The sequence below is a fragment of the Nocardia sp. NPDC003999 genome (assembly GCF_053604885.1).
Genome location: NZ_JBSGIB010000009.1, coordinates 65,883 through 85,390 on the forward strand (window position 1 = coordinate 65,883; position 19,508 = coordinate 85,390).

Consider the following 19,508-nt stretch of genomic DNA (forward strand, 5'->3'; position numbering starts at 1 on the left):
TGGGCCGCCCGCTGTCCCTGCCGGGCGGCTTGTCGACGGTGCGAGATTATGCCTGCCGGCCTGCCCTGTCAGGTCAGGCGTCGCCGGTCAGATCCGGATCGACTCGGCGCAGCGCCGACGCCAGCCACTCCGTCCGCCGGTGCTCATGGGGCATGGTCGCCAGTCCCTGTGTCGCCTCACGCACCGCTTCGGAATGGCGTCCGAGCATTGCAAGAACCCCGCCGCGCTGCACGGCGCCGAACCGGGGAGTCCACCAGTACATCGCCTCGGGTGGTTCGACGCCGTCCGCCGTTTCCGTCGCGACGTCGGCGGCGGCCATGGCGCGTTGTGCCTCGCGTGTTTCTGCGCGCGCGGCCAGTAATTCGGCCCGCCGCATATGTGCGTAGGCGACGAGCACGGGATGTGCATCTCACACGCCGAGTGCGGCGTCCGATAGGGCGACGACCTCGCCGTAATCCCCGGTCGCGATCCAGGTGACTCAACCGGAGAATCCCAGGCTGTGCACAAGGCGGTCCGGGTCACGGGAGTCTGCCGCCAGACCTACCGCCGTGGCCAGGCTGCGCCGGGCGGCGGTGTCGGCTCCGACCGCGTGCTCCAGCCAACCTCGATATTGCGTTACCTCGGACGCGAGCGCAGCCGCATCGGCTCGTGCCGTGCGCGCTTCACGGGCGAAGGTTTTCGACCACGGTGTACATCCCGCGCAGCGAGATTCCCGCCGCCTCCCTGGCGGCGCGCAACAGCACCCCAGGTTCCACAACTCCAGCCTAGCCCGGGTGTGGAGGCCTGATGACGGCGAAATCGTCGGCCCGAGAACGCAGCTCACTTAACTTCGATTCAACCCCGCCACTGGGTCGACGGTGTTGCTCGGCGGCGGTAACTCACCAACGCCGAGGGACGAAGGGCAAAGGGGAATGGACGCGCTCGGTTGGATCGACCCGTCGTCACCGACGGCGGAATGGGACTCTGCTCAGGTCCGCCGCTTGGCGCGGCGGCTCGGATACGAGCTGCACTGGGCGAATATGGATACGGTGCTCGGCCTGGTCGAACAGGTCGAGTCATCCGGGGGTAGACGTGGTGTTACTACCATCGTCCGCGCACGTGGACGCGGTGACGATGGATCGGGCAATGGCTATCGTCGACGTCGAATGTGCCTCGCCACAGGCCTCATTCGGCCCTGGCCCGCTTTCGGCGAGGTGCTCCGGTGAGCGCGGCTCGGATCGGACTCTCGTTCGTGATCGGCCTACCCCTCCCGGCGGTCGTCGCAATGATCGTGTGGCCGTCCGACTACGACGAATGAGAGAAGGACGCGTTATGAGGCTCACGCTGCGCGGGAGAGCCGAATCCGGGACGGCGTATCCCATGCGCCGCGAGTTCGGAGGTTGGGCGATCCGCCCCGATCGTGGCTGGCGTCGGCATCGGTGGGTGACTCCGCCGATTCACGTTACGTGGTCCGTCCCGGCTGACGACGTAGAAGCCGCGACGGATTGGGCGCTGGAACGCATGGGCATGTGACCAGGTAGAGACAGCGCAAAACCCCTCAGATTCGATGCTGAGGGGTTCAGGTGACTTGCGGTCAGGCGGCGCAGACGCGGTTGAGATCGTCGGTGTAGGGGTCGAGGTCGGTGACGTTGGCATCTACCAGTGCGTCGGCGTAGGCGGTGATGACGTCCTTCTCCGCGCCCTGGGCGAAAAGGGCCAGGCCGCCCAGTCGGTCGGACAGCTCGGTCGCCGTCGCCGTGTCCATGGTGCCGCCGCTCGTGTCGATCGCGAGGTTGATCAGCTCGATGGCCCTGGCGCATAAGGGGGACTGGGCTTGCGCGGGTGCGGCGGGCAGGAAGAGCAGAGTGGCGGCGGCCGTAGCGAGTACAGCGGCGAAGGGCTTGGTCATGATTTTCCTCTCAGAACGTTGGGCTGATCGTAACCAGGCGGGAGAGCCCCTATTTCTGGTGGCTCGGTAGGTGTCAGGACGCGGGTGGACACCGATTCGACGAAGCTAGTGTGTCGCAGACGGGGGTGGGGCAGTTGCTATTGCTCGCCGAGCTCCGCATCGCCGAGTAATTCGATCAGTTCCCGCACCGCCGCTTCGACATCGGACTCGGTGTTGCCGGGCAGCCTGCGGTACTGGACCCCTTTGAGGAACTCGGGTAGCTCCACATGCTGAAGTCGGACGGGTAGCAGTGTCGCGCGGCCTTCGATGCTGGCCTGGTACAGGCGTTGGGCCTCGGTCACGCAATACGGGCTGGCGACGTAGCTGGGCGAGAGCAGCAGGACGCCGACCGCTGTCTTCGCCAAGCTGTCCATGAGTTCGTCCAGCCAGTTCTGTCCGGTGCGTATGGATCCGGTCTTCCGATAGTCGAAGACTTCCTGGAACCTGGCATGCAGGGCCCGGCTGAACAGGTCCGCCGTTTCTCTGTCCTCGTTGGCGTAGCTGAGAAATACGACTTCTTTGCGAAGCGCGGCCGTGGTGAAATATCGGCTGGCCTGATCGGCGTCGTGGAAAAGCCGGGGCTGATGTCCGATCACTGTGAGGGTTTCCTCGAAAGAGCTTCCGAGGTCGTCGCGATCCTGCCAGGACAACACCCGCCTACTGTGGCGCGGCTGGACATCCTCGAACAACGCTCCGGAGAGTTGGTCGGGCACTCTATCGGCAGGCGTGTGCAACAGGGGCAGCGTAGGCACGCCGTGCCCTGCGGCAAAGCTCGCCGCGATATATGCCGCCGGGTCGTCGAGTGCGACTACCAGCCAGTCCAGTTCGCGCAGCCGGCTGACGAACGTCAAATCGAGTCGAGGCGGCCAGGCCAGGTTCACCGGCTGCCACACCGCTTCCTCGAGGCTGCTTTCCAACACATCGCCGATCTCCGCCCTGGTGCTCCGGTTCAGCAGCAGGCCTACTTCTCTTCGGCGGTACGAGCGTGTTCCGGCGCGTGCGGAGATATGCGCCCGCAAACCGTTGGCGAAAGTCTCGAATGCTTTGGTGACGCGCGCGATCAGCGGCGAATAGCGTTCGTCGGTGATCTCCTGCGGGTCGTACTCAACGACTCGTATCTCTGGAGGGCACCGGAACAGGGCGCCATACCGGTGGTCGCAGAAAACGATGCTGGGATACCGCAGGCGTGCGGCGATGCTCAACTCGAGCAGGAAGTACCGCGCTTCGTGCTGGAGCGTGCGCAGATCCCACGCCGTCTGCGCGTCTCCTGGTAGCGGGTATATGCCCACGAACCCGTCCGCGTCTCGCATCATCCGTTCCAGCCGTGTCGGGCTGGTGAAGGTCAGCCCTTCGTCCACGCGGAAGGCGACCGGTTGCACCTTCCGGATGATTCGCCAGAAGAACAGGTTGACATCGGGTGATCGGTACCGGTGACTGAGAAAGACGTTCGGCCTGCTGGAAGAGTCTTTCTCAGTTGCCATTCTGATCCGCCTGCGGCTCGGGAAGGACCGAACGCAGGCCGGATGTGTCGACGACCTGCTGTTGGCGGATTTTGGCGTACACCGCGTCGAAGGTGTAGCCCGCGATGAAACCGACGGACAGTACGAAGAACAGGAGCCGTCGCGCGCCGGGGCCCGTCAACAGATCGGGCGAGGTCGCCAATTGTGCCGAGATGAACAAAAGGACCGCGATCGCACCCGCCGACATCCCCAATACCGAACTTCGCGCCCAGTCCTCCCTGCGGTCGACGGCAGTGCGGATTATCGCCCCTGACGTCGCCGCGAGCAGGGAGCCCGCGATCAGTCCGACCAGGGTGAGCGATGCGTTGCCGTCCACCGCGTAAACCAGCGGGATCATCGCGAATCCGCCGATCAGCAAGAGCGCGCCGAAGAGCAGCCCGATTCCGGACTTGTACTTGGCATGCCGCTCGGCGCGCGACCGCATCGTCTCCGCTGATTGTTTGCGTTCCTGCTGAGTGCGCAGGATCGCGACGACATTCTCAGCGGCGCCGGCGTTCCACTCGCCGCCCAGGATCGAAAGCTCTTCCGGCGTGACGAGATTGCCGGTGCGTCCCATCGATACCCATGCCTTACGCGCGGCACCACCGAAAGCGGCGACGGGCGCGAGGGGAATATCGAACGCCATCGCCACCATCGCGGTGATCAATGTGGTGCGGCCGCCACCGATGAGTACGACACCGTCGGCTTCACGCAGCGAACGGTAATAAGAGACTTCCCAGTCGTCTTCCGCTTCATGACGAATTTCGAAGGCGCCGGACTTATGTGGTGGATGCGGGAAACTGGTTTCGGAAGATCCGTACGGTGGCCGGACATGGATGGAACCGGCTCTGCACGGCTCGACGGAAAGGTATCCGGCTACCACATCGCGTTCGACGAATCGCGGCGCGCTGGAATAGACGAAGAGGTCGTAGCCTGCCCTTGCCAGTTCGGCGCCGACCTCCCGCGCGGCTCGGGCGCCGTTGTCCTCGGTCCACGACGGACGGTCCTCCACCCCGCAAGGGCGTATCCCGCCGACGATCGCGATTGTGCGGCGCTCGCCGATCGAGCCGTTTGTGCCTGACTGCACCGAACATCCCCTCGTTGATCAGGTAACAGTAGGTTGGATAGTAGCGACCGGGCGGCCGTCCGCGCCGAAAATCGTTGTGCCGTAAACCCGGTTCAGCGAGATTCTCGCCGCCTCAACGGCATCCGGCCTGCCCTGGGCGCGGTCGCCTGCTACCGACCGCGGAAGACCGGGAACCGCAGGTGATCCGGCGGGACAAGGGAAACGCCTCTGTTTCGACGCTGAGGTTTCCAGGCGTGGCCGGTTCGGTGCTGCCGACCGCGCAATTCGAACCTGTCTTTCGCGGGCATCGGGCCGGCGAAGTCGACTCGCCGACGAGATTTCGGCCATTGACGCGGGCGCGGTGCGCGAACCCGTGCTCGCCTCGGGTTTCACCCCGAGGGGTGAGTCTTTCCGACCCGTAGGACGATGATCTTGCGAGCTTCCTGAGAGAAGAGTTAGAGGGGTCATAAGAGGGAGCCTTCAACGGGCGAAGGCATCCCAACCGTCAGTTGAAGGAAGCGCAATGACCAAAAACAAGATTATCGCAGCCGCGGCTGCGGCAGCCTGTGTGCCAATGATCGCTTTCGGTTCGGGTGTTGCTACCGGGTCCCCGGACGTAGCGCCTGTGCCTGCCCCTCCGGCAGCCGTAGATGTCTCCCAGCATGGGCAAGTTCAGACCGATGACGCCGTTTTGTTCTTTGCTCCGTTCTTCTGGCCGGTCTGCTTCATCCCGCCGCTGCTCTTCGTCTTCCCGATCTGCATCGCATGATCTGCTGGACGGCATCGCTGAGGAAACGACGAACGCCGCGCGTCACGCACCCTCGCCAGATCGTGGCGTGACCGTCGGCGTTTCGTCACCTAGGAGGCGCACTCGACCAGGCTCGATCCCGCAAGATTGGTGACGACGTCTGGATGCCTGGTCTACGAGTTCTTCAAGTAAACAGCAGTACTGTTCGCGCGGCATGGGGGGGACGATCTTCCCCTTCGACCGATTGGATCCGGCATGTTCGAGAAACTTGCGGGAACAGCTGCTGCGTTCGCGGCATGCGCAACGCTGATCGGGGCGCACGCGGGCATGGTGCGCGCCGCCGCTCCGGTCGTGCTGGGCGGCGGCTCCGGCATCGCCGTCAACGATCAGGGCCTCTGTACGCTCACCACGATCGGGCACGACGGCGCGGGCCGGTTGGTCGGATTCACCGCGGCTCATTGCGGTGGTGCGGGTACCACCGTCGCCGCGGCGGCCGATCGCGACGCCGGCGTTGTCGGCACCATCGTCCAGGCCAACAACGACATGGACTACGCCGTCATCGTGTTCGAACCGGACAAAGTCGTACCGGTGAGCCGCGTCGGCAACACGACGATCGCCCAGGTGGGCGGTCCGGCGCAGTTCCCGGATATCGCGTGCAAGGAAGGCTATAGCACCGGCCACACCTGCGGACTGACCTACGGAGACGTGCTGGAGTCCGGGTGGACCTGGACGCAGATATGTGTCGTCCCTGGTGACTCCGGCGGGCCGGTCGTGGTCGGAACGACACTCGTCAGCATGGTGAACGCATACGTGACGGTGCCCTGCCTCGGACCTCAGCTCGGGACGAAGATGACCGCCATCATCGACGACGTCGACGCGCGCGGTGGTCCCGGAGCCGGCTTCCGTCCGATCTAGTCGGCCTACCGACCGAGCGGGGACCGCCGACATCCCCGCCCGCCGCCGGATCCGCCCGGTCCCGCGCTCGGGATGAATACGGAATTCGCGGACACCGACCGTCATCGGAGACGGCCGCGGTAGTCGAGGCAGGCGCGCCCGTCGGTGGGCGGAGCCGCGGGTGTGGTCGCGGCCGTGATGGCCTCGGTGTAAGCGCGCAAACCCTCGGCCAGCCTGCCCGCCATGTTCTCCAGCTGCTCGGGTCGCAGATGCTTGCCGAACGCGGCCGCATCCAGCAGCTGCCTGCGCACCTGGTCGATCTGCGTTCCAGCGAAGGGGATGGGCTCGTGGTCCGGCATACTCCGGCACCTTACCTCGAGTCGAACATATGTTCCCATCGGTCTGGCTGGTGTTCTTGATGTAATCGGCGCCAGAACATTTATCCAAGCCGTTTGTGCTTCATCTATCTAACGTCTGACCTTCCTTTTCGGTGATCGTCTACTCGTGCGAACACCCGGATGTCGAAGGGGTCGGTTGTATGGCAGGAACTCGGTGTGCTCAGTGGGGCCATCCAAGGACGGTGAGTGCGTCGCCAGCTGACGCGGCGGTTGACGAGGCCGAGATTCACTCCCATCGGCCGAGGGTGGTCGTCGGTTCGTCGACTGATCGGATGTCGCATTGAGCGGTTGTGACCTTTGCCTGTATCGGTCGGTGACGCCTGGGCTGCGTGGGCCTGGTGCGAGTTTCGAGCAGCAGATGCTGTCGGGAATCGAGCGGCTGGAAGACGACGACGGCTCGGACTATCGGATGCTGCGGCGCATGCTCCGCGCTGCGGCCGCGGTCAGCCGCTCGGAGGTCGAATGGATACGCCGGATGCGGGCGACCGGGACCGTCCTGCGGCCCCGAGTCAGTGTCGTCGACGGCTATGTCGCGGGCTACATCGCCCAATGGCGGGACGCCCACAGTGCACGCCTCGGTCCGGCGATCACCGACCTCGAGGTCGGTGCAGGCCTGAGCTTGCCCGACTTGCGGGATGGGTGGGAACCTGACGCGCATGCGGTGGCGGACGCGCAGACCGAGTGGAAACTTCCGCGTTCGGTCACGCGGTCGGCCAGGGAAACGGTGCTGTGGGATGACACCGAGTTGTGGGCATACGCGCTGGCTGATGTCCGGAGCTTCAACGGGATATTGGCGCGTGTTCCGAGCAATGAGCGCGCGGTATGGCGGTGGGCGGCAAGCCAGGTATCCGGTGTGCTGGCGATGTGGTCGTGGCGGGTCGAGCCGGACGCGCGCGGCCCGTTCGCCGTTGCCGCGCACGAAGTCGGAAGGTCCGCACTCGCGGCCGGAAGCCGCGCGCGCCCGCACATCTTCCGACCGCCCGCGCCGGATCTGGAGAAGGTAGCGTTCGTCCTGGCGCGGCTGTGCAGGGAGGTTCACGAGCCATCCACCGAGTCCGATTTGGTCGGCGCGCTGATCACCAGTATCGCCGCGATAATCAAAGCTCATCGGGAACGGGGGGAAATGGCGCGAGCGTCGAGCATCTACGCCACCGCCGTGGGTCCTTTGAAGTGGATAGAGTACGACATCCGCATCACAGTTCCGACTTCGGTGATCGGCTGCCAACTGCGGCTCGGGCACGCATCGCCGTCCCCTCCGAGTTAGCGCCGCGCCAGCCACCTCAGGATTCGCCGATCAGGCCCGGTCGACGGGTCCGTACCGGGCCGCAACGACATGGTGAACCCGCGGTCCACCGACATCGACGCCATGCCATGGTGCCGCGTAGTCGGCGGGTGGGCATGACCTTTTGCTCGGCTACCGTCCGGCGAGCTCGGCGACGATCGGAGCGAACCGGTCGGCGAAGTCGGCGCCGAAGACGAAGTAGGAGAAGCCGATCTCCTCCCGTCGCCGCCGGATTTCCTCGGCGGCGGCCGCCGGATCATCCGGAAGTACGGCCAGTGCGTCCGCCGCGCGAAGCGCGGCAGGGTCGGTGTCGGGTGGCGCCATGTGCGGCGCGACAGTGTCGCCGATGACCGGCACGGCGAGCGCGAGCTCGACGTTCCCGATGGTGCGGAAGTCGCGTGCCAGCCGCTCGACCTCACCCCGCGGCTGAGCCCCCAGCGCGAACGTGACCGTGTCCGCGACCTCCGCCGCCAACGACCGGGCCTGTGGACCCAGTACGGCCATCGCCACGGGCGTGTGCAGGTCGGGGCCGTCGAGTTCGCGCAGCGTTTCGACGGTCTCACGTACCTGCGCAAGCCGCTCGTTCGGTGGCGCGACGGACAGTCCCTTGTCGCGGAGTTCGTCCTCGATTCCCGGTCTGCCGGTGCCGATGCCCATCTCGAAGCGTCCGTCGGTGAGTAGCGACAGCGAGTGCGCTTCCCACGCCGTCAGCCAAGGCGGGCGTAGCGGCGAGGCGTACACCCAGGTGCCAACGCGCAGGTCGGTCAGGGCCGCGGCGGTGGCCAGCATGGGGCCGGGCGCCGGTTGCGTCTGCGGGAAGTCGGGCACCAGCAGCGTCGAGTAGCCGCTGTCGGCGATGCGGCGCACGCGATCTCGCCACGTCGGCAGGTCGGTCCTGAGCGGGGCGACGACCCCGAATCGAAACGGTCTCGTCATGCCTGACTTCCTCTCGGAGAGCGTCGGTTCGAACAATTGATGGATCGTTCCGGTTTACCTGACCTGGGCGGGTATTGCCCGGTCCACGATCGTCCGCACCAGTTCGGCGGCCCGCTGCTCGTCGAAAATGCCGGGCAGGGTGAGTCGTTCGAGGATGAGCCAGTTCAGGGCGAGGTAGAGCAGCACAACGGCGTCCTCGTCGCCGGGCAGCTCCGACTCCCGATAGTTGCTGATATTGAAGTCGAGATCCGCGCGTACCCGCTCGGTGAGCAGCGCCTGCAGTTCGGGCCGCCGGGTGGCCTCCAGTCGCAGTTCGAGGATCGCGAGATAGCCGGTGCGGAAATGGGAGACCCGGTCGACCACCTCGGTCATGAGTTCGGTCATGGACTCGCGGGTCTGCGGTCCGCGGGATTTCGCCATGGCGGCGTCGCTGGGGATCAGCCGCTCGTAATAGCGGTGTCCGACCTGGACGAGCAGTGCGTCCCGGGTGGGGAAGTAATTGGAGGCGGTTCCGGCGGGCACTCCCGCCTCCTGATCGACCGCCCTGAAGGTCAGGCCACGTGCCCCTTCGCGGGCCAGGACCTCGATTGACGCATCCAGCAGGGCCTGCCTGCGTTCCGGATTCGTGCGCACCACTTGACACCACTCCATCTGTAGTACTACGGTTCAAATCACTTCGCACAGAGTACTACAGTTGAGGCGGTTAAGATGCGAAAGCTTGTCTACTACGTGGCGGTCTCCCTCGACGGCTACATCGCGGGGCCGCAGGGGGAATTCGACTTCTATCCGATGTGTGAGGACATGACGGCGTGGATCAACGAGCGCTATCCGGAGACGGTGCCGACGCCTCTGCGCGAGTCCGTCGGCATGCCCCTCGACACGCCGAACAAGACCCTGGACACCCTGGTCATGGGTCGCGGCACCTACGAACCCGGCCTCGCCATCGGCTGCACCAGCCCGTACAACCACTTGAGGCAGTACGTCTTCTCGACCACCCTCGCGCCGGTGGACAACCCGCAGGTGGAGGTCGTCGACGCCGATCCGGTCGAGCTGGTCCGGCAACTGAAGAAGGAAGCGGGCCTGGATATTTGGCTCTGCGGCGGCGGCAATCTGGCCGGACAGCTCCTCGGCGAGGTCGACCAGCTGATCATCAAGAGCTACCCCGTGATCGCGGGCGACGGCGTCAGGGCATTCACGGGCAATTTCGAGCCGACGCGATTCGAGGTCACCCAGCGCCAAGAGTTCAGCACCGGCGCGCAGGTCACCTGGTTCGACCGCGCCTGATCCGGCGCCGAACCCGCCGGAGTTCCGGCATCCCGTGGCTTCACATGACCATTCGAAAAGGCGGTACCGATATGCGAAAGCAACGCAGCACCTTCCCGACCAAGACCAACCAGCAGCGCTTCGTGACTCGCCCCGTGCCTCCGCGCACGGTCACCAATTCCAAGGGCGGGTGGCCCCGGCACGGCAGGTACGGGGCGCGGTAGCGCCCGATCGGCGACCTGGGCTGTCCGAAATCGTTTGCCGCGGCCGGAATCGGCCGGGATGGGAGTAGCAATGCATACCGACGTGATCATCGTGGGCGCGGGCCCGACCGGCCTGATGCTGGCCGCCGAGCTGCGCTCGGCCGGAGTGCGGCCGCTGGTGCTGGAGCGGCAGTCGCGGCCGCGGGACACCCCGAAGGCCGGTGGTCTCGGCGGGCAGATCCTGGAGTTGTTGCGCTACCGGGGCTTGCTGGATCGGTTCGAAGCGGCCTGCACCGATCCGGTTCCGGCTCCCCGGTTTCCGTTCGGCGGTGTGCACGTGGACCTCACCCAGCTGGACGAGTCCCCGATGCATGCTCTGCCGCTGCCGCAACAGCAGCTGGAGCGATTACTCGGCGAATACGTCGGCGAACTCGGCGTCGATATCCGTCGCGGACACCAGGTGCTCGATGTGCGGCAGGACGCCGACGCGGTCACCGCGGAGGTCAACGGGCCGGTCGGGCCGTACCGGGTGACCGCCCGCTATCTGGTGGGCTGCGACGGTGCGCGCAGCCGGGTTCGTGACCTGGCCGGCATTCCGTTCCCCGGCACCGTATATCCGGAGGTGAATCGGCTGGCCCAGATCACCGTGCCCGATTCGGTGACCCGGCTCGACAACGGCGACCTCGAGGTTCCCGGGTTCGACGCCATCCGTGCGGGTTTCACGCGGACGGATCGCGGTCTGTTCGGGATGGGTGTGTCACCCGCCTCGGAGGCGCTGTCCGTCTACACGATCGAGGACGAGACCGTCGAATACGACGATGACGTGCCGATGACCGTGGCAGAGTTGCGCGACAGCATCCGTCGCGTGCTGGGAGTGGATCTGCCTGTGGCGGAGACATTCCGGCTGTCGCGATTCACCTTCAAGGCCCGCCACGCCGAACGCTATCGCGCGGGCCGGGTCCTGCTCGCCGGTGACGCGGCCCATCTGTTTCCCGCCACGGGCGTGGCACTCAACGCCGGAATGCTGGATGCGGTCAACCTGGCCTGGAAGCTGGCTGCCGAGGTCAACGGGTGGGCGCCGGCCGGCCTGCTGGACACTTATCACGAGGAACGCCATCTCGCCGGGGAGCGCACCATGCTGCACACCCGGGCACAGGTCGCGCTGCGGCGCGGGCACGACCCGGCCTCCGAAGCACTGCGGGCGGTCTTCCAGGAACTTCTCACCGACGAACAGCCCCTGCGGCGCATGGCGGCCCTCATCGCCGGCGCCGATATCCGCTATCGACTGCCCGATCCCAACAACCACATCTCGACCGGAACCTTCGCGCCCGACCTCACCCTGCATACCGACGACGGGACGACCAGCGTCGCCGAAGTCATGCGCGCCGCACGGCCCGTCCTGCTCGACCTCGCCGACCGCGCGGACCTGCGTGATACCGCCCGAGACTGGCGGCACCGCATCGACATCCGCTCCGCCAAAGCCGAGAACCGCGAAGCCGATGCCCTCCTGATCCGCCCGGACGGCCACATCGCCTGGGCCGCGACCATCGACGAACCCGCCGACACCGCCGAGCACGGCCTGCGAGCAGCGCTGTCGTTATGGTTCGGCACACCCGCGGAAACGACGATCCCGACCAGCGATTGACGACGGCAGGTCGTCACCACCGATGGAGGGTTGCCGCTTCCGAACCTCCGTCGGCGAAGACGATCTGCACGTGCACGGACATCTGCTCGTCGGATGCGGCGCTGACCAGGCCGAATGCCGTGTCAGCGGACGTGTCAGGCCGGTGTCAGGGCGGTATCAGCGGGGCTCGCGACAGTATCCCTGTGAACAGTTCAGCGATTGCGGCTTCCGGGCTGCGAAAGACATACGGGGACAAGACGATCCTCGATGGTATCGACTTGGATATCGGTGCGGGCACGATCTTCTCTCTGCTCGGCCCGAACGGGGCGGGTAAGACGACCACGGTGAACGTGCTGACCACGCTGTCGAAAGCCGATGGCGGCACGGCGCGGGTCGCCGGGCACGACATCGCGACCGATGCCGAGGCGGTGCGCGCGTCGATCGGGGTCACCGGTCAGTTCGCGGCGGTGGACGATCTGCTGACGGGGGAGGAGAACCTGCGGCTGATGGCGGATCTACACCATCTGCGGGCCCACGAGAGCAAGCGGGTGATCACCGAATTGCTCGAACGGTTCGATTTGGCGGAGTCGGCGCGAAGGCAGGCGTCGACCTATTCCGGGGGTATGCGCCGGAAATTGGATCTGGCGATGACGCTGGTCACCAAGCCGGACATCGTCTTCCTGGACGAGCCGACAACGGGATTGGATCCGCGCAGCCGGCGCACCATGTGGGAGATCGTCCGGGAATTGACGAACGACGGTGTGACGATCTTCCTGACCACTCAGTACCTCGAGGAAGCCGATCAGCTGGCCGACCGGATCGCGGTGCTCGACCAGGGCCGCATAGTCGGCGAAGGCACACCTGACGACCTCAAGCGCCGGGTGCCCGGCAGCCACATCCGGCTCCGATTCACCGACGTCACGCAGCTCGATGCGGCGGCGCGGATCCTGCCGGGGGCCACCCGCGACGACGAGGCCCTGACCCTGCGGGTCCCCGGCGACGGCGGGACGAAAGCACTGCGGGACCTGCTGAATCGGCTCGCCGAACACTCGGTCGACGCCGAGGAGGTCTCCGTCCACACCCCTGACCTCGACGATGTCTTCTTCGCCCTGACCGGTCACGCCACCAAGGAGGCTGTCGCACCATGAGCACCATTTCCGCGCCGCTGGCCGATTCGTCGATCATGCTGCGCCGCAACTTCAAGCACATCGCCCGGACTCCGGTCACGATCTTCAACGCGGCCATGATGCCGGTCGTGATGATGCTGATCTTCGTGTACGTGTTCGGCAACGCGTTCGATGTCGGCGAACAGTACATCGACTACGCGACACCGGGCATGATCCTGCTGGCCATCAGCTACGGGTTGTCGGGCACCGCGGTCTCGGTGAGCTCCGATATGGCGAAAGGCGTCATCAACAGGTTCAAGGTCATGAGCGTCTCTCGTGGCGCCGTACTGACCGGCCACGTCGCGGCCACCGTACTGACCAATGTGGTGGCCATCGCGGCCGTCATAGGTGTGGCCTTCGCGCTGGGGTTCCGGCCGCCCGCGACCGCACTCGACTGGCTGGGCGCGATCGGCATCATGGCGGCGACGTCGTTCGCGGCCGCCTGGCTCACGGTCGCACTGGGAATGGCCGCGAAGACTCCGGAGTCCGCGGGCATGACCGTGGTGCCGCTGATCATGCTGCCGTTCGTGAGCAGCGCGATCGTGCCCGCCGACCAGATGGGGCAGGGTATCCGGCAGTTCGCGCAATACCAACCTTTCACGCCGATCATCGAAGCGTTGCGCGGGTTTCTCGCCGGACACCCCTCAGGTGGCTACACGGCCGCCGCGCTCGCCTGGTGCGCCGGGTTCGCCGTCGTCGGATACCTGTGGTCGCGCGCCACTTTCAACAAGCGCGTGTAGTCGCGACCAGCCGCCCATTTCACACACCAACCAATTCACACACAGGAGACAGCCATGCCGACGTTCGAGACCCCGGAACCGATCGCCGTCACGATCGACGTGCTCTCCGGTGCGGTCACGGTGATCGCCTCGGACCGTATCGACACCGTCGTGGAGGTCCGTCCGGCCGACGCGTCCAAAAAGGGTGACGTGCGCGCCGCCGCGCAAACCCAGATCGAATTCACCGCAGGCACTTTGACCGTGCGAACGCCGAAAGACTGGCGGACCTACACCCCGTTCGGCGGCAACCCGTCGATCGAGCTGACCATCGAGGTACCCACCGGCTCCCAGCTGAAGGGCACCGCCGCGGTGGGCCGATTGCTGGGCGCAGGCGAACTCGGCGAATGCGACCTGGAGATATCCGCGGGCGACATCACCGTCGAGCGCCCGCGTGATTCGGTAACCGCGAAAACCGCCAAAGGCGACATCCGTATCGGTGAGGCGTCGCGCGGCGTGCTCCGGCTGGAAACGTCCATGGGCGAGCTCCAGGTCGGAATCAGCCCGAGCAGCGCGGTGCAGCTGGAAACCAACGCCCAGCACGGGACCGTGCGCAACCGGATGCAACCGGTCGACCGGTCGCAGGGCGAGGAGGACATCGTGCGGGTGTACGCGCGCAACTCATACGGCAACATTGTCATCCAGCACGCCACGGCCGCCTGATACTGCGCTCCCGCCACCCCGTCCCGCGCACATTGTCCAACAGGTGTGCGACACCAGGTCGGTGTCGCACAACTGTTTTCGCCATGTTCAGCAAGCGAGCGCAGTGGCGACCAGTTCACGCCAGCTCGCCTGCGCACCCTCCTTCGTCGCCTCGGTGAACCGCACTTCGCCGAGGCGACGTCGTGCTGTCTGCTCGATCCGTTCCACATCCGGTTGGGAACGGTCGGACAGGCCGCGCACTGCGGCACTCGCCGCGAGCAGCCGGACGGCCTGCTCATCGTGGTCGGCGCGTTGCGCCAGGTCGGCGATCCCGACGAGCACCTGAGCGGTCAAAGGCGCGTATCCCGCATCGGATGCCGCCTGGAAGGCTGCGTCGTGGTGTTCGCGGGCTTCATCGAGCCCGTCGGCGAGGTAGCCGAGCAGGTTGTGGGTCCGCGCCCTGACGTAGCGCTGCTCGGCATCGCTGCCGAGGAGGGTTGTCGCGAGATCGATCTGCCGGTACGCCTGCTCGGTGTCGTCGCTCCAACGAGCCAGCTCCGCCCTGGTCAGGGCGAGTTCGGCCAGTGCGTTCGGCCAAGCGGAGCGATCCGCGTGCCGCTGCGCCTCGGCCATGGCGGCCGCACTCGCCTCCGCATCGCCCAGCAGCCAGTACAGCTGAGCCTGCCGCGCCCGCATCAAGAAAACGTCCTCGATCGCGCCGACCTCGGTGACCACCGCGATCGCCTGGTCGAGATGCTCGCACGCACCGGCGAACTCACCGCGCATGGCGATTCGATTCGCCAGTTCGGTCAGAGCGAACGAGATCCCCCAGCGCTCGCCGATGGTCCGGAACTCGGCGAGCGCCGTCTCCAGATACTCGTCCGCCTCCCGCCCCTGCTGTCCCAGCGCGATCCGCGCCTTGCCGAGCTGGAGCCGGGCCAGCGCCCGCACCCAAGGGTCGTCATCGGTGAGCAGCGGTTCGAACGCGGGCAGCAACGCGTCCGGCCCCTGCAACATGCGTTCCAGCGCTGCGACGAACGCCAGCAGCGGGTATCGCCCCCGACTGCGTCGGCTGAACAGGTATGCCTTGTGGATCCATTCCTCCACTTGGTGCTCGTCACTCGGCCCGGAGCTCATGAAGTGCACGACCAGCCCGTACACCCTGGCCCTGATCTCGTCGTCCACCTCGCCGGACGTGTCGGCAGCCGCGGTGATCAGCTCCATGCCCTCGGCCTTGTGGCCGCCGAGCCACCAGTACCAGCCCGCGGCCGCCGCGAGCCGCATCGCCCCGGTCGCGTCCGCGGCCGCGAGCGCGCCACGCATCGCGACGGCGATGTTGTCGTGTTCGACCTCGAGCGTGGCGAGCCACTCCAATTGCTCGGCGCGGCGCAGGTGCGGCTCCGCGATGTCGGCGAGTTCGGTGAAGTACGCGAGATGCGCTCGGCGCGCCGAATCCGATTCGCCCGACTCCTCGAGCCGGTCCCGGGCGTACTGCTTGATCGTGTCCAGCATCCGGAAGCGCGGCCCGCTGTCCTCCACGGTACGCAGCAGCGATTTCTCGGTCAGCGCGGTCAGCAGCTCGAGCACCTCCCACCGCTCGACCGCCATGCTCTCCTCGCCCTGGGCTTCGGGCCCCGCGCAGACCTGCTCGGCCGCCTCCAGGCTCGCGCCGCCGGAGAACACCGCGAGCCTGCGCAGAACCATCCGTTCGGAGTCGGTGAGCAGCTCCCAGCTCCAGTCGACTACCGCTCGCAACGTCCGGTGCTGCGGAATCGCGGTGCGGCTGCCGCCGGTCAGCAGACGGAATCGATCATCGAGGCGGTGGGCGAGCTGGTCGAGGGACATGGTGCGCAGTCTGGCCGCGGCCAGTTCGATCGCCAGGGGGATTCCGTCGAGGGCCCGGCAGACGCGCGCCATGGTCGACAAGGTGGGAGCATCGGCCGCGAGATCCTGACGCACCGCACCGGCCCTGTCCCGCAACAGCTGCACCGCCGGGGATGACTCGATCTCGCCGGGATCCGCGTCCTGCGCGGGCAACGCCAACGGCTCGACCTGCCATAACGCCTCGCCCATGATGCCGAGCGGTTCGCGGCTGGTCGCGAGGATCCGCAGCCGCCCGCACTCTCCGAGCAGCCGGTGGGCGAACGCCGCCGCGGACTCGATCACGTGCTCACAGTTGTCCAGGATCAACAGCGTTTCGCGCTCGCGGATCGCCGCGACGAGCCGGTCCATCGGTTCCGCGTTCGGTGCGCCGCCGAGCAGCGCGTCGCGGAGTCCGAGCGCGGCGAGGGCGGATTGCGCCATGTCGCCACTCGCGCCGACGGACGCCAGTTCCACCAGCCAGGCCCCGTCGGGCAGGTCGTCGAGCATGGTTCGCGCGGTTTCGAGGGCCAACCTGGTCTTGCCCGAGCCACCAGGACCGGTCAACGTGGTGAGCCGATGGTTCGCGATGAGTTCGCGCACGGCGGCGATATCGGCGTATCTGCCCACGAATTCGGTCAACTCGGCCCGCAGGTTCGTGTTGCGGTGGTTCTCCTCCGTTCGCACTTCGCCGCGCAGGAGCGCCACGTGTAATGCGGAGAGTTCCGGCGACGGATCGACGCCCAGCGTGTCGGCGAGTGCCTCCCGTGCGCGCTGGTACGCGATCAGCGCCTCGGCGCCGCGACCCGCGGCGCCGAGCGCGCGCATCAGCGCGGCGACGAGCCGTTCCCGCACCGGGTGCCGGGCCACCAGCTCGGTCAGCTCGGTGATCAGCTCCGTACCCCGGCCGAGGCGGACCTCCGCTTCGTACCGATCCTCCATGGCGGCGAGGCGCAGCCCCTCCAGCCGGGTGACCACCGCGTCGAAAGCCTCGCTGTCCGGTATTCCGACGTCCTGCATCGGCGCGCCGCGCCACAGCTCGACGGCCTCGTGCAGGAGCTGGGCCTGTCGCGCGTCGTCACCGCCGCGGGCCTGGTCGAGAAGCCGTTCGAACCGCAGGGCGTCGACGGCGTGGGGTTCCACCGTCAGCCGGTATCCGCCCGCCTGCCCGTCGAGCGCCCCGTCCGGCAGCACCCTGCGCAGCCGGGAGACCAGTGCCTGCAAGGCGTTCGCCGCGTCGGCGGGCGGTTGCTCACCCCAAATCCAGTCGACCAGCGTCGCTTTCGGGACTACCCGACCTGGTTCGAGCGCGAGCGCGATCAACAGCGCCCGCAACCGAGCGCCCGGTACCTCGATCAATCCGCCGTCGTCTAGTCGGATCTCGAGCGGTCCAAGCATCCCGATCTGCACCGGCCCATTCTGCCGTGGACTCTCGGCGGTGAGCCGGGCCGCCCGTCCCCGCGGTGATAACCACTCCGATGGCGGCGACCGACACCGGTCGGCCGCAGCGTGCCGAGATGTCGGCTTGCCGGAGAGCGGGCGCATACGCGATCTGATCGGCTCTGCGCGGAGGCGATGCGCGTCGACCAGGGCGAACGCCGTATCGGCTGCGTGTCAGGCCGGTATCAGGTCGGTGTCAGCCAGTCGGGCGACAGTTCTCCTGTGAACAGTTCAGCAATGACAGGGCTGAGGAAGGTGTTGCGGACGCCGCTGTGCAGCAGTGCACTTGCCCACGGTGTGCGCGCTCTCCCGGTCACCTGGGAAAAGGGGTAGCCGGTGGAACTCAGAGTGGACCGTGAGCGCTGCGTCGGCGCCGGAATGTGCGCACTGACCGCCCCTGGAGTATTCGACCAGGACCCGGAGGACGGCCGGGTGGCGCCGCTGGACCTCACACCCGCGCCCGAGTGGGAGCAGGCCGTCCGCGAGGCGGCCCAGTTGTGCCCGTCCGGCGCGATCACCATCGTTCGACAATCGCCGCGAGAGGAAATTCGATGAGTCAGACGGCCCCCATCCCGCACGGCCTCCCCCTGGAGCGCGACGCGGGACCCTTCGACCCACCCCGCGAGATCACCCGGCTGCGTGAGCTTCGTCCGGTCAGCCCCCTGATCTTCCCCGACGGTCACGAGGGCTGGCTCGTCACCGGCTACGACGCGGTTCGCCGGCTCATGGCCGACACCCGGTTCAGCTCCCGCCAGGACATCGGCATCGTCCACGTGCCGTACGAGACACCCGGCATGCCCGTCGCCACCGAACCGTCACCGCAGGTGCCGGGTTTGTTCATCGCCATGGACCCGCCGGACCACACCCGGCTGCGGCGCAAGCTGACCGGCGCGTTCACCGTCAAACGGATGAGGCAGCTCGAGGAGCACATCATCGACATCGCCGAGCGGCAATTGGACCAGATGGCGCGGCTGACCCCGCCGGTCGACCTGGTCGAGGAGTTCGCGCTGCCGGTGCCTTCGCTGGTGATCTGCGAGCTGCTCGGCGTGCCCTACGCGGACCGCGAGACCTTCCAGGTCAACTCCGCCAAGTTCTTGGTCAAGGACCAATCGCTCGAGGAGAAGATGGCGGCGTACGGCGCGATGACGACGTACCTGGCCGAACTGGTCACACGCAAGCGCGCCGAACCCGGCGAGGACATACTGTCCGACCTGGCCCGCCACGACGACCTCACCATCGAGGAGCTGACCGGCATCGCCTTCCTGTTGCTGCTCGCGGGCCACGAGACCACCGCGAACATGCTCGCGCTCGGCACCTTCGCGCTGCTGGAGCACCCCGAGCAACTGGCCGAACTGCGCGCCGACCCGGATCTGCTTCCCGACGCCGTCGAGGAACTCATGCGCTACCTGTCGGTCGCCGACATCTTCTATCGCTACGCCACCGACGACATCGAACTCGGCGGTGAAACGATCGGCAAGGGTTCCACCGTGGTCGTCTCGCTGCTGGCCGCCAACCACGACCCCCAGCGTTTCGATCATCCCGACACCCTGGACCTGCACCGCAAGGCCCGCGGCCACCTGTCCTTCGGCCACGGCGTCCACCAATGCCTCGGCCAGCAACTGGCCCGCATCGAGATGCGCGCCGGTTTCGCCGGACTGCTGCGCCGCTTCCCGACACTCGAGCTCGCCATCCCCGCCGGTGCGGTGAAACTCCGGACCGACATGAATATCTACGGCGTCCACGAACTGCCGGTCACCTGGACGGAGACGGCACGGTAGAACTGT

19 protein-coding genes are annotated in these 19,508 nt (G+C 66.7%); 11 read left to right on the forward strand and 8 right to left on the reverse strand.

Annotated features, from left to right (window positions below):
• Positions 1–73: 73 nt before the first annotated feature.
• From ACWESM_RS19285 to ACWESM_RS19300, 4 genes are all read right to left on the reverse strand, one after another.
• The gene (locus ACWESM_RS19285) at positions 74–397 is read right to left on the reverse strand and encodes a hypothetical protein (RefSeq protein WP_452492930.1); all 324 of its coding nucleotides are present in this window, start codon (positions 395–397) and stop codon (positions 74–76) included.
• 1,176 nt (positions 398–1,573) lie between these two features.
• Complete coding sequence (locus ACWESM_RS19290) at positions 1,574–1,888, reverse strand: hypothetical protein (protein ID WP_452492932.1); 315 nt, start codon at positions 1,886–1,888, stop codon at positions 1,574–1,576.
• Positions 1,889–2,025: 137 nt separating this feature from the next.
• On the reverse strand, positions 2,026–3,129 hold the full coding sequence (locus tag ACWESM_RS19295; protein ID WP_452492934.1) for a toll/interleukin-1 receptor domain-containing protein: 1,104 nt from the start codon (positions 3,127–3,129) through the stop codon (positions 2,026–2,028).
• 268 nt (positions 3,130–3,397) lie between these two features.
• Positions 3,398–4,309: a hypothetical protein gene (locus ACWESM_RS19300; RefSeq protein WP_452492936.1), complete on the reverse strand. Its 912-nt coding sequence runs from the start codon at positions 4,307–4,309 to the stop codon at positions 3,398–3,400.
• Between the two features lie 706 nt (positions 4,310–5,015).
• Here ACWESM_RS19300 and ACWESM_RS19305 point away from each other — a divergent pair.
• Positions 5,016–5,261 (forward strand): hypothetical protein, encoded by a 246-nt coding sequence (locus ACWESM_RS19305; protein WP_355072627.1) that lies wholly within the window; start codon positions 5,016–5,018, stop codon positions 5,259–5,261.
• A gap of 234 nt (positions 5,262–5,495) precedes the next feature.
• On the forward strand, positions 5,496–6,155 hold the full coding sequence (locus ACWESM_RS19310) for a chymotrypsin family serine protease (protein WP_397280659.1): 660 nt from the start codon (positions 5,496–5,498) through the stop codon (positions 6,153–6,155).
• Between the two features lie 101 nt (positions 6,156–6,256).
• Here the strand turns inward: ACWESM_RS19310 and ACWESM_RS19315 are convergent, their stop codons facing one another.
• Complete coding sequence (locus ACWESM_RS19315; protein ID WP_355072629.1) at positions 6,257–6,493, reverse strand: DUF6374 family protein; 237 nt, start codon at positions 6,491–6,493, stop codon at positions 6,257–6,259.
• Positions 6,494–6,890: 397 nt separating this feature from the next.
• Here ACWESM_RS19315 and ACWESM_RS19320 point away from each other — a divergent pair, with 397 nt between their 5' ends.
• The gene (locus ACWESM_RS19320) at positions 6,891–7,796 is read left to right on the forward strand and encodes a hypothetical protein (protein WP_452492937.1); all 906 of its coding nucleotides are present in this window, start codon (positions 6,891–6,893) and stop codon (positions 7,794–7,796) included.
• A gap of 150 nt (positions 7,797–7,946) precedes the next feature.
• On the opposite strand, the gene ACWESM_RS19325 is transcribed toward ACWESM_RS19320, so the two are convergent.
• A complete protein-coding gene (locus tag ACWESM_RS19325; RefSeq protein WP_364427526.1) occupies positions 7,947–8,750 on the reverse strand; it encodes an LLM class flavin-dependent oxidoreductase in 804 nt (267 codons plus the stop codon).
• A gap of 54 nt (positions 8,751–8,804) precedes the next feature.
• Positions 8,805–9,386: a TetR/AcrR family transcriptional regulator gene (locus tag ACWESM_RS19330; protein WP_452492939.1), complete on the reverse strand. Its 582-nt coding sequence runs from the start codon at positions 9,384–9,386 to the stop codon at positions 8,805–8,807.
• A gap of 72 nt (positions 9,387–9,458) precedes the next feature.
• Here ACWESM_RS19330 and ACWESM_RS19335 point away from each other — a divergent pair, with 72 nt between their 5' ends.
• From ACWESM_RS19335 to ACWESM_RS19360, 6 genes are all read left to right on the forward strand, one after another.
• Positions 9,459–10,034, forward strand: coding sequence for a dihydrofolate reductase family protein (locus ACWESM_RS19335; protein WP_452492941.1), 576 nt, complete (start codon positions 9,459–9,461; stop codon positions 10,032–10,034).
• A gap of 71 nt (positions 10,035–10,105) precedes the next feature.
• Positions 10,106–10,237, forward strand: a complete 132-nt coding sequence (locus ACWESM_RS19340; RefSeq protein WP_364427535.1) for a hypothetical protein — start codon at positions 10,106–10,108, stop codon at positions 10,235–10,237.
• A gap of 70 nt (positions 10,238–10,307) precedes the next feature.
• Complete coding sequence (locus tag ACWESM_RS19345) at positions 10,308–11,861, forward strand: FAD-dependent monooxygenase (RefSeq protein WP_452492943.1); 1,554 nt, start codon at positions 10,308–10,310, stop codon at positions 11,859–11,861.
• Between the two features lie 182 nt (positions 11,862–12,043).
• Entirely contained in the window at positions 12,044–12,988 is a 945-nt protein-coding gene (locus ACWESM_RS19350; protein WP_452492945.1) for an ATP-binding cassette domain-containing protein, read from the forward strand.
• Positions 12,985–13,746: an ABC transporter permease gene (locus tag ACWESM_RS19355; protein ID WP_355072642.1), complete on the forward strand. Its 762-nt coding sequence runs from the start codon at positions 12,985–12,987 to the stop codon at positions 13,744–13,746. The genes ACWESM_RS19350 and ACWESM_RS19355 overlap by 4 nt, the downstream gene beginning before the upstream one ends.
• Positions 13,747–13,800: 54 nt before the next feature.
• Entirely contained in the window at positions 13,801–14,445 is a 645-nt protein-coding gene (locus tag ACWESM_RS19360) for a DUF4097 family beta strand repeat-containing protein (RefSeq protein ID WP_355072644.1), read from the forward strand.
• Positions 14,446–14,532: 87 nt separating this feature from the next.
• Here ACWESM_RS19360 and ACWESM_RS19365 read toward each other — a convergent pair whose 3' ends face one another.
• The gene (locus ACWESM_RS19365; protein ID WP_355072646.1) at positions 14,533–17,694 is read right to left on the reverse strand and encodes a BTAD domain-containing putative transcriptional regulator; all 3,162 of its coding nucleotides are present in this window, start codon (positions 17,692–17,694) and stop codon (positions 14,533–14,535) included.
• Between the two features lie 366 nt (positions 17,695–18,060).
• Here ACWESM_RS19365 and ACWESM_RS19370 point away from each other — a divergent pair, with 366 nt between their 5' ends.
• Together ACWESM_RS19370 and ACWESM_RS19375 are read left to right on the forward strand one after the other, a co-directional pair.
• A complete protein-coding gene (locus ACWESM_RS19370; protein ID WP_364427546.1) occupies positions 18,061–18,279 on the forward strand; it encodes a ferredoxin in 219 nt (72 codons plus the stop codon).
• Complete coding sequence (locus ACWESM_RS19375) at positions 18,276–19,502, forward strand: cytochrome P450 (RefSeq protein ID WP_364427549.1); 1,227 nt, start codon at positions 18,276–18,278, stop codon at positions 19,500–19,502. The genes ACWESM_RS19370 and ACWESM_RS19375 overlap by 4 nt, the downstream gene beginning before the upstream one ends.
• Positions 19,503–19,508: the final 6 nt, after the last annotated feature.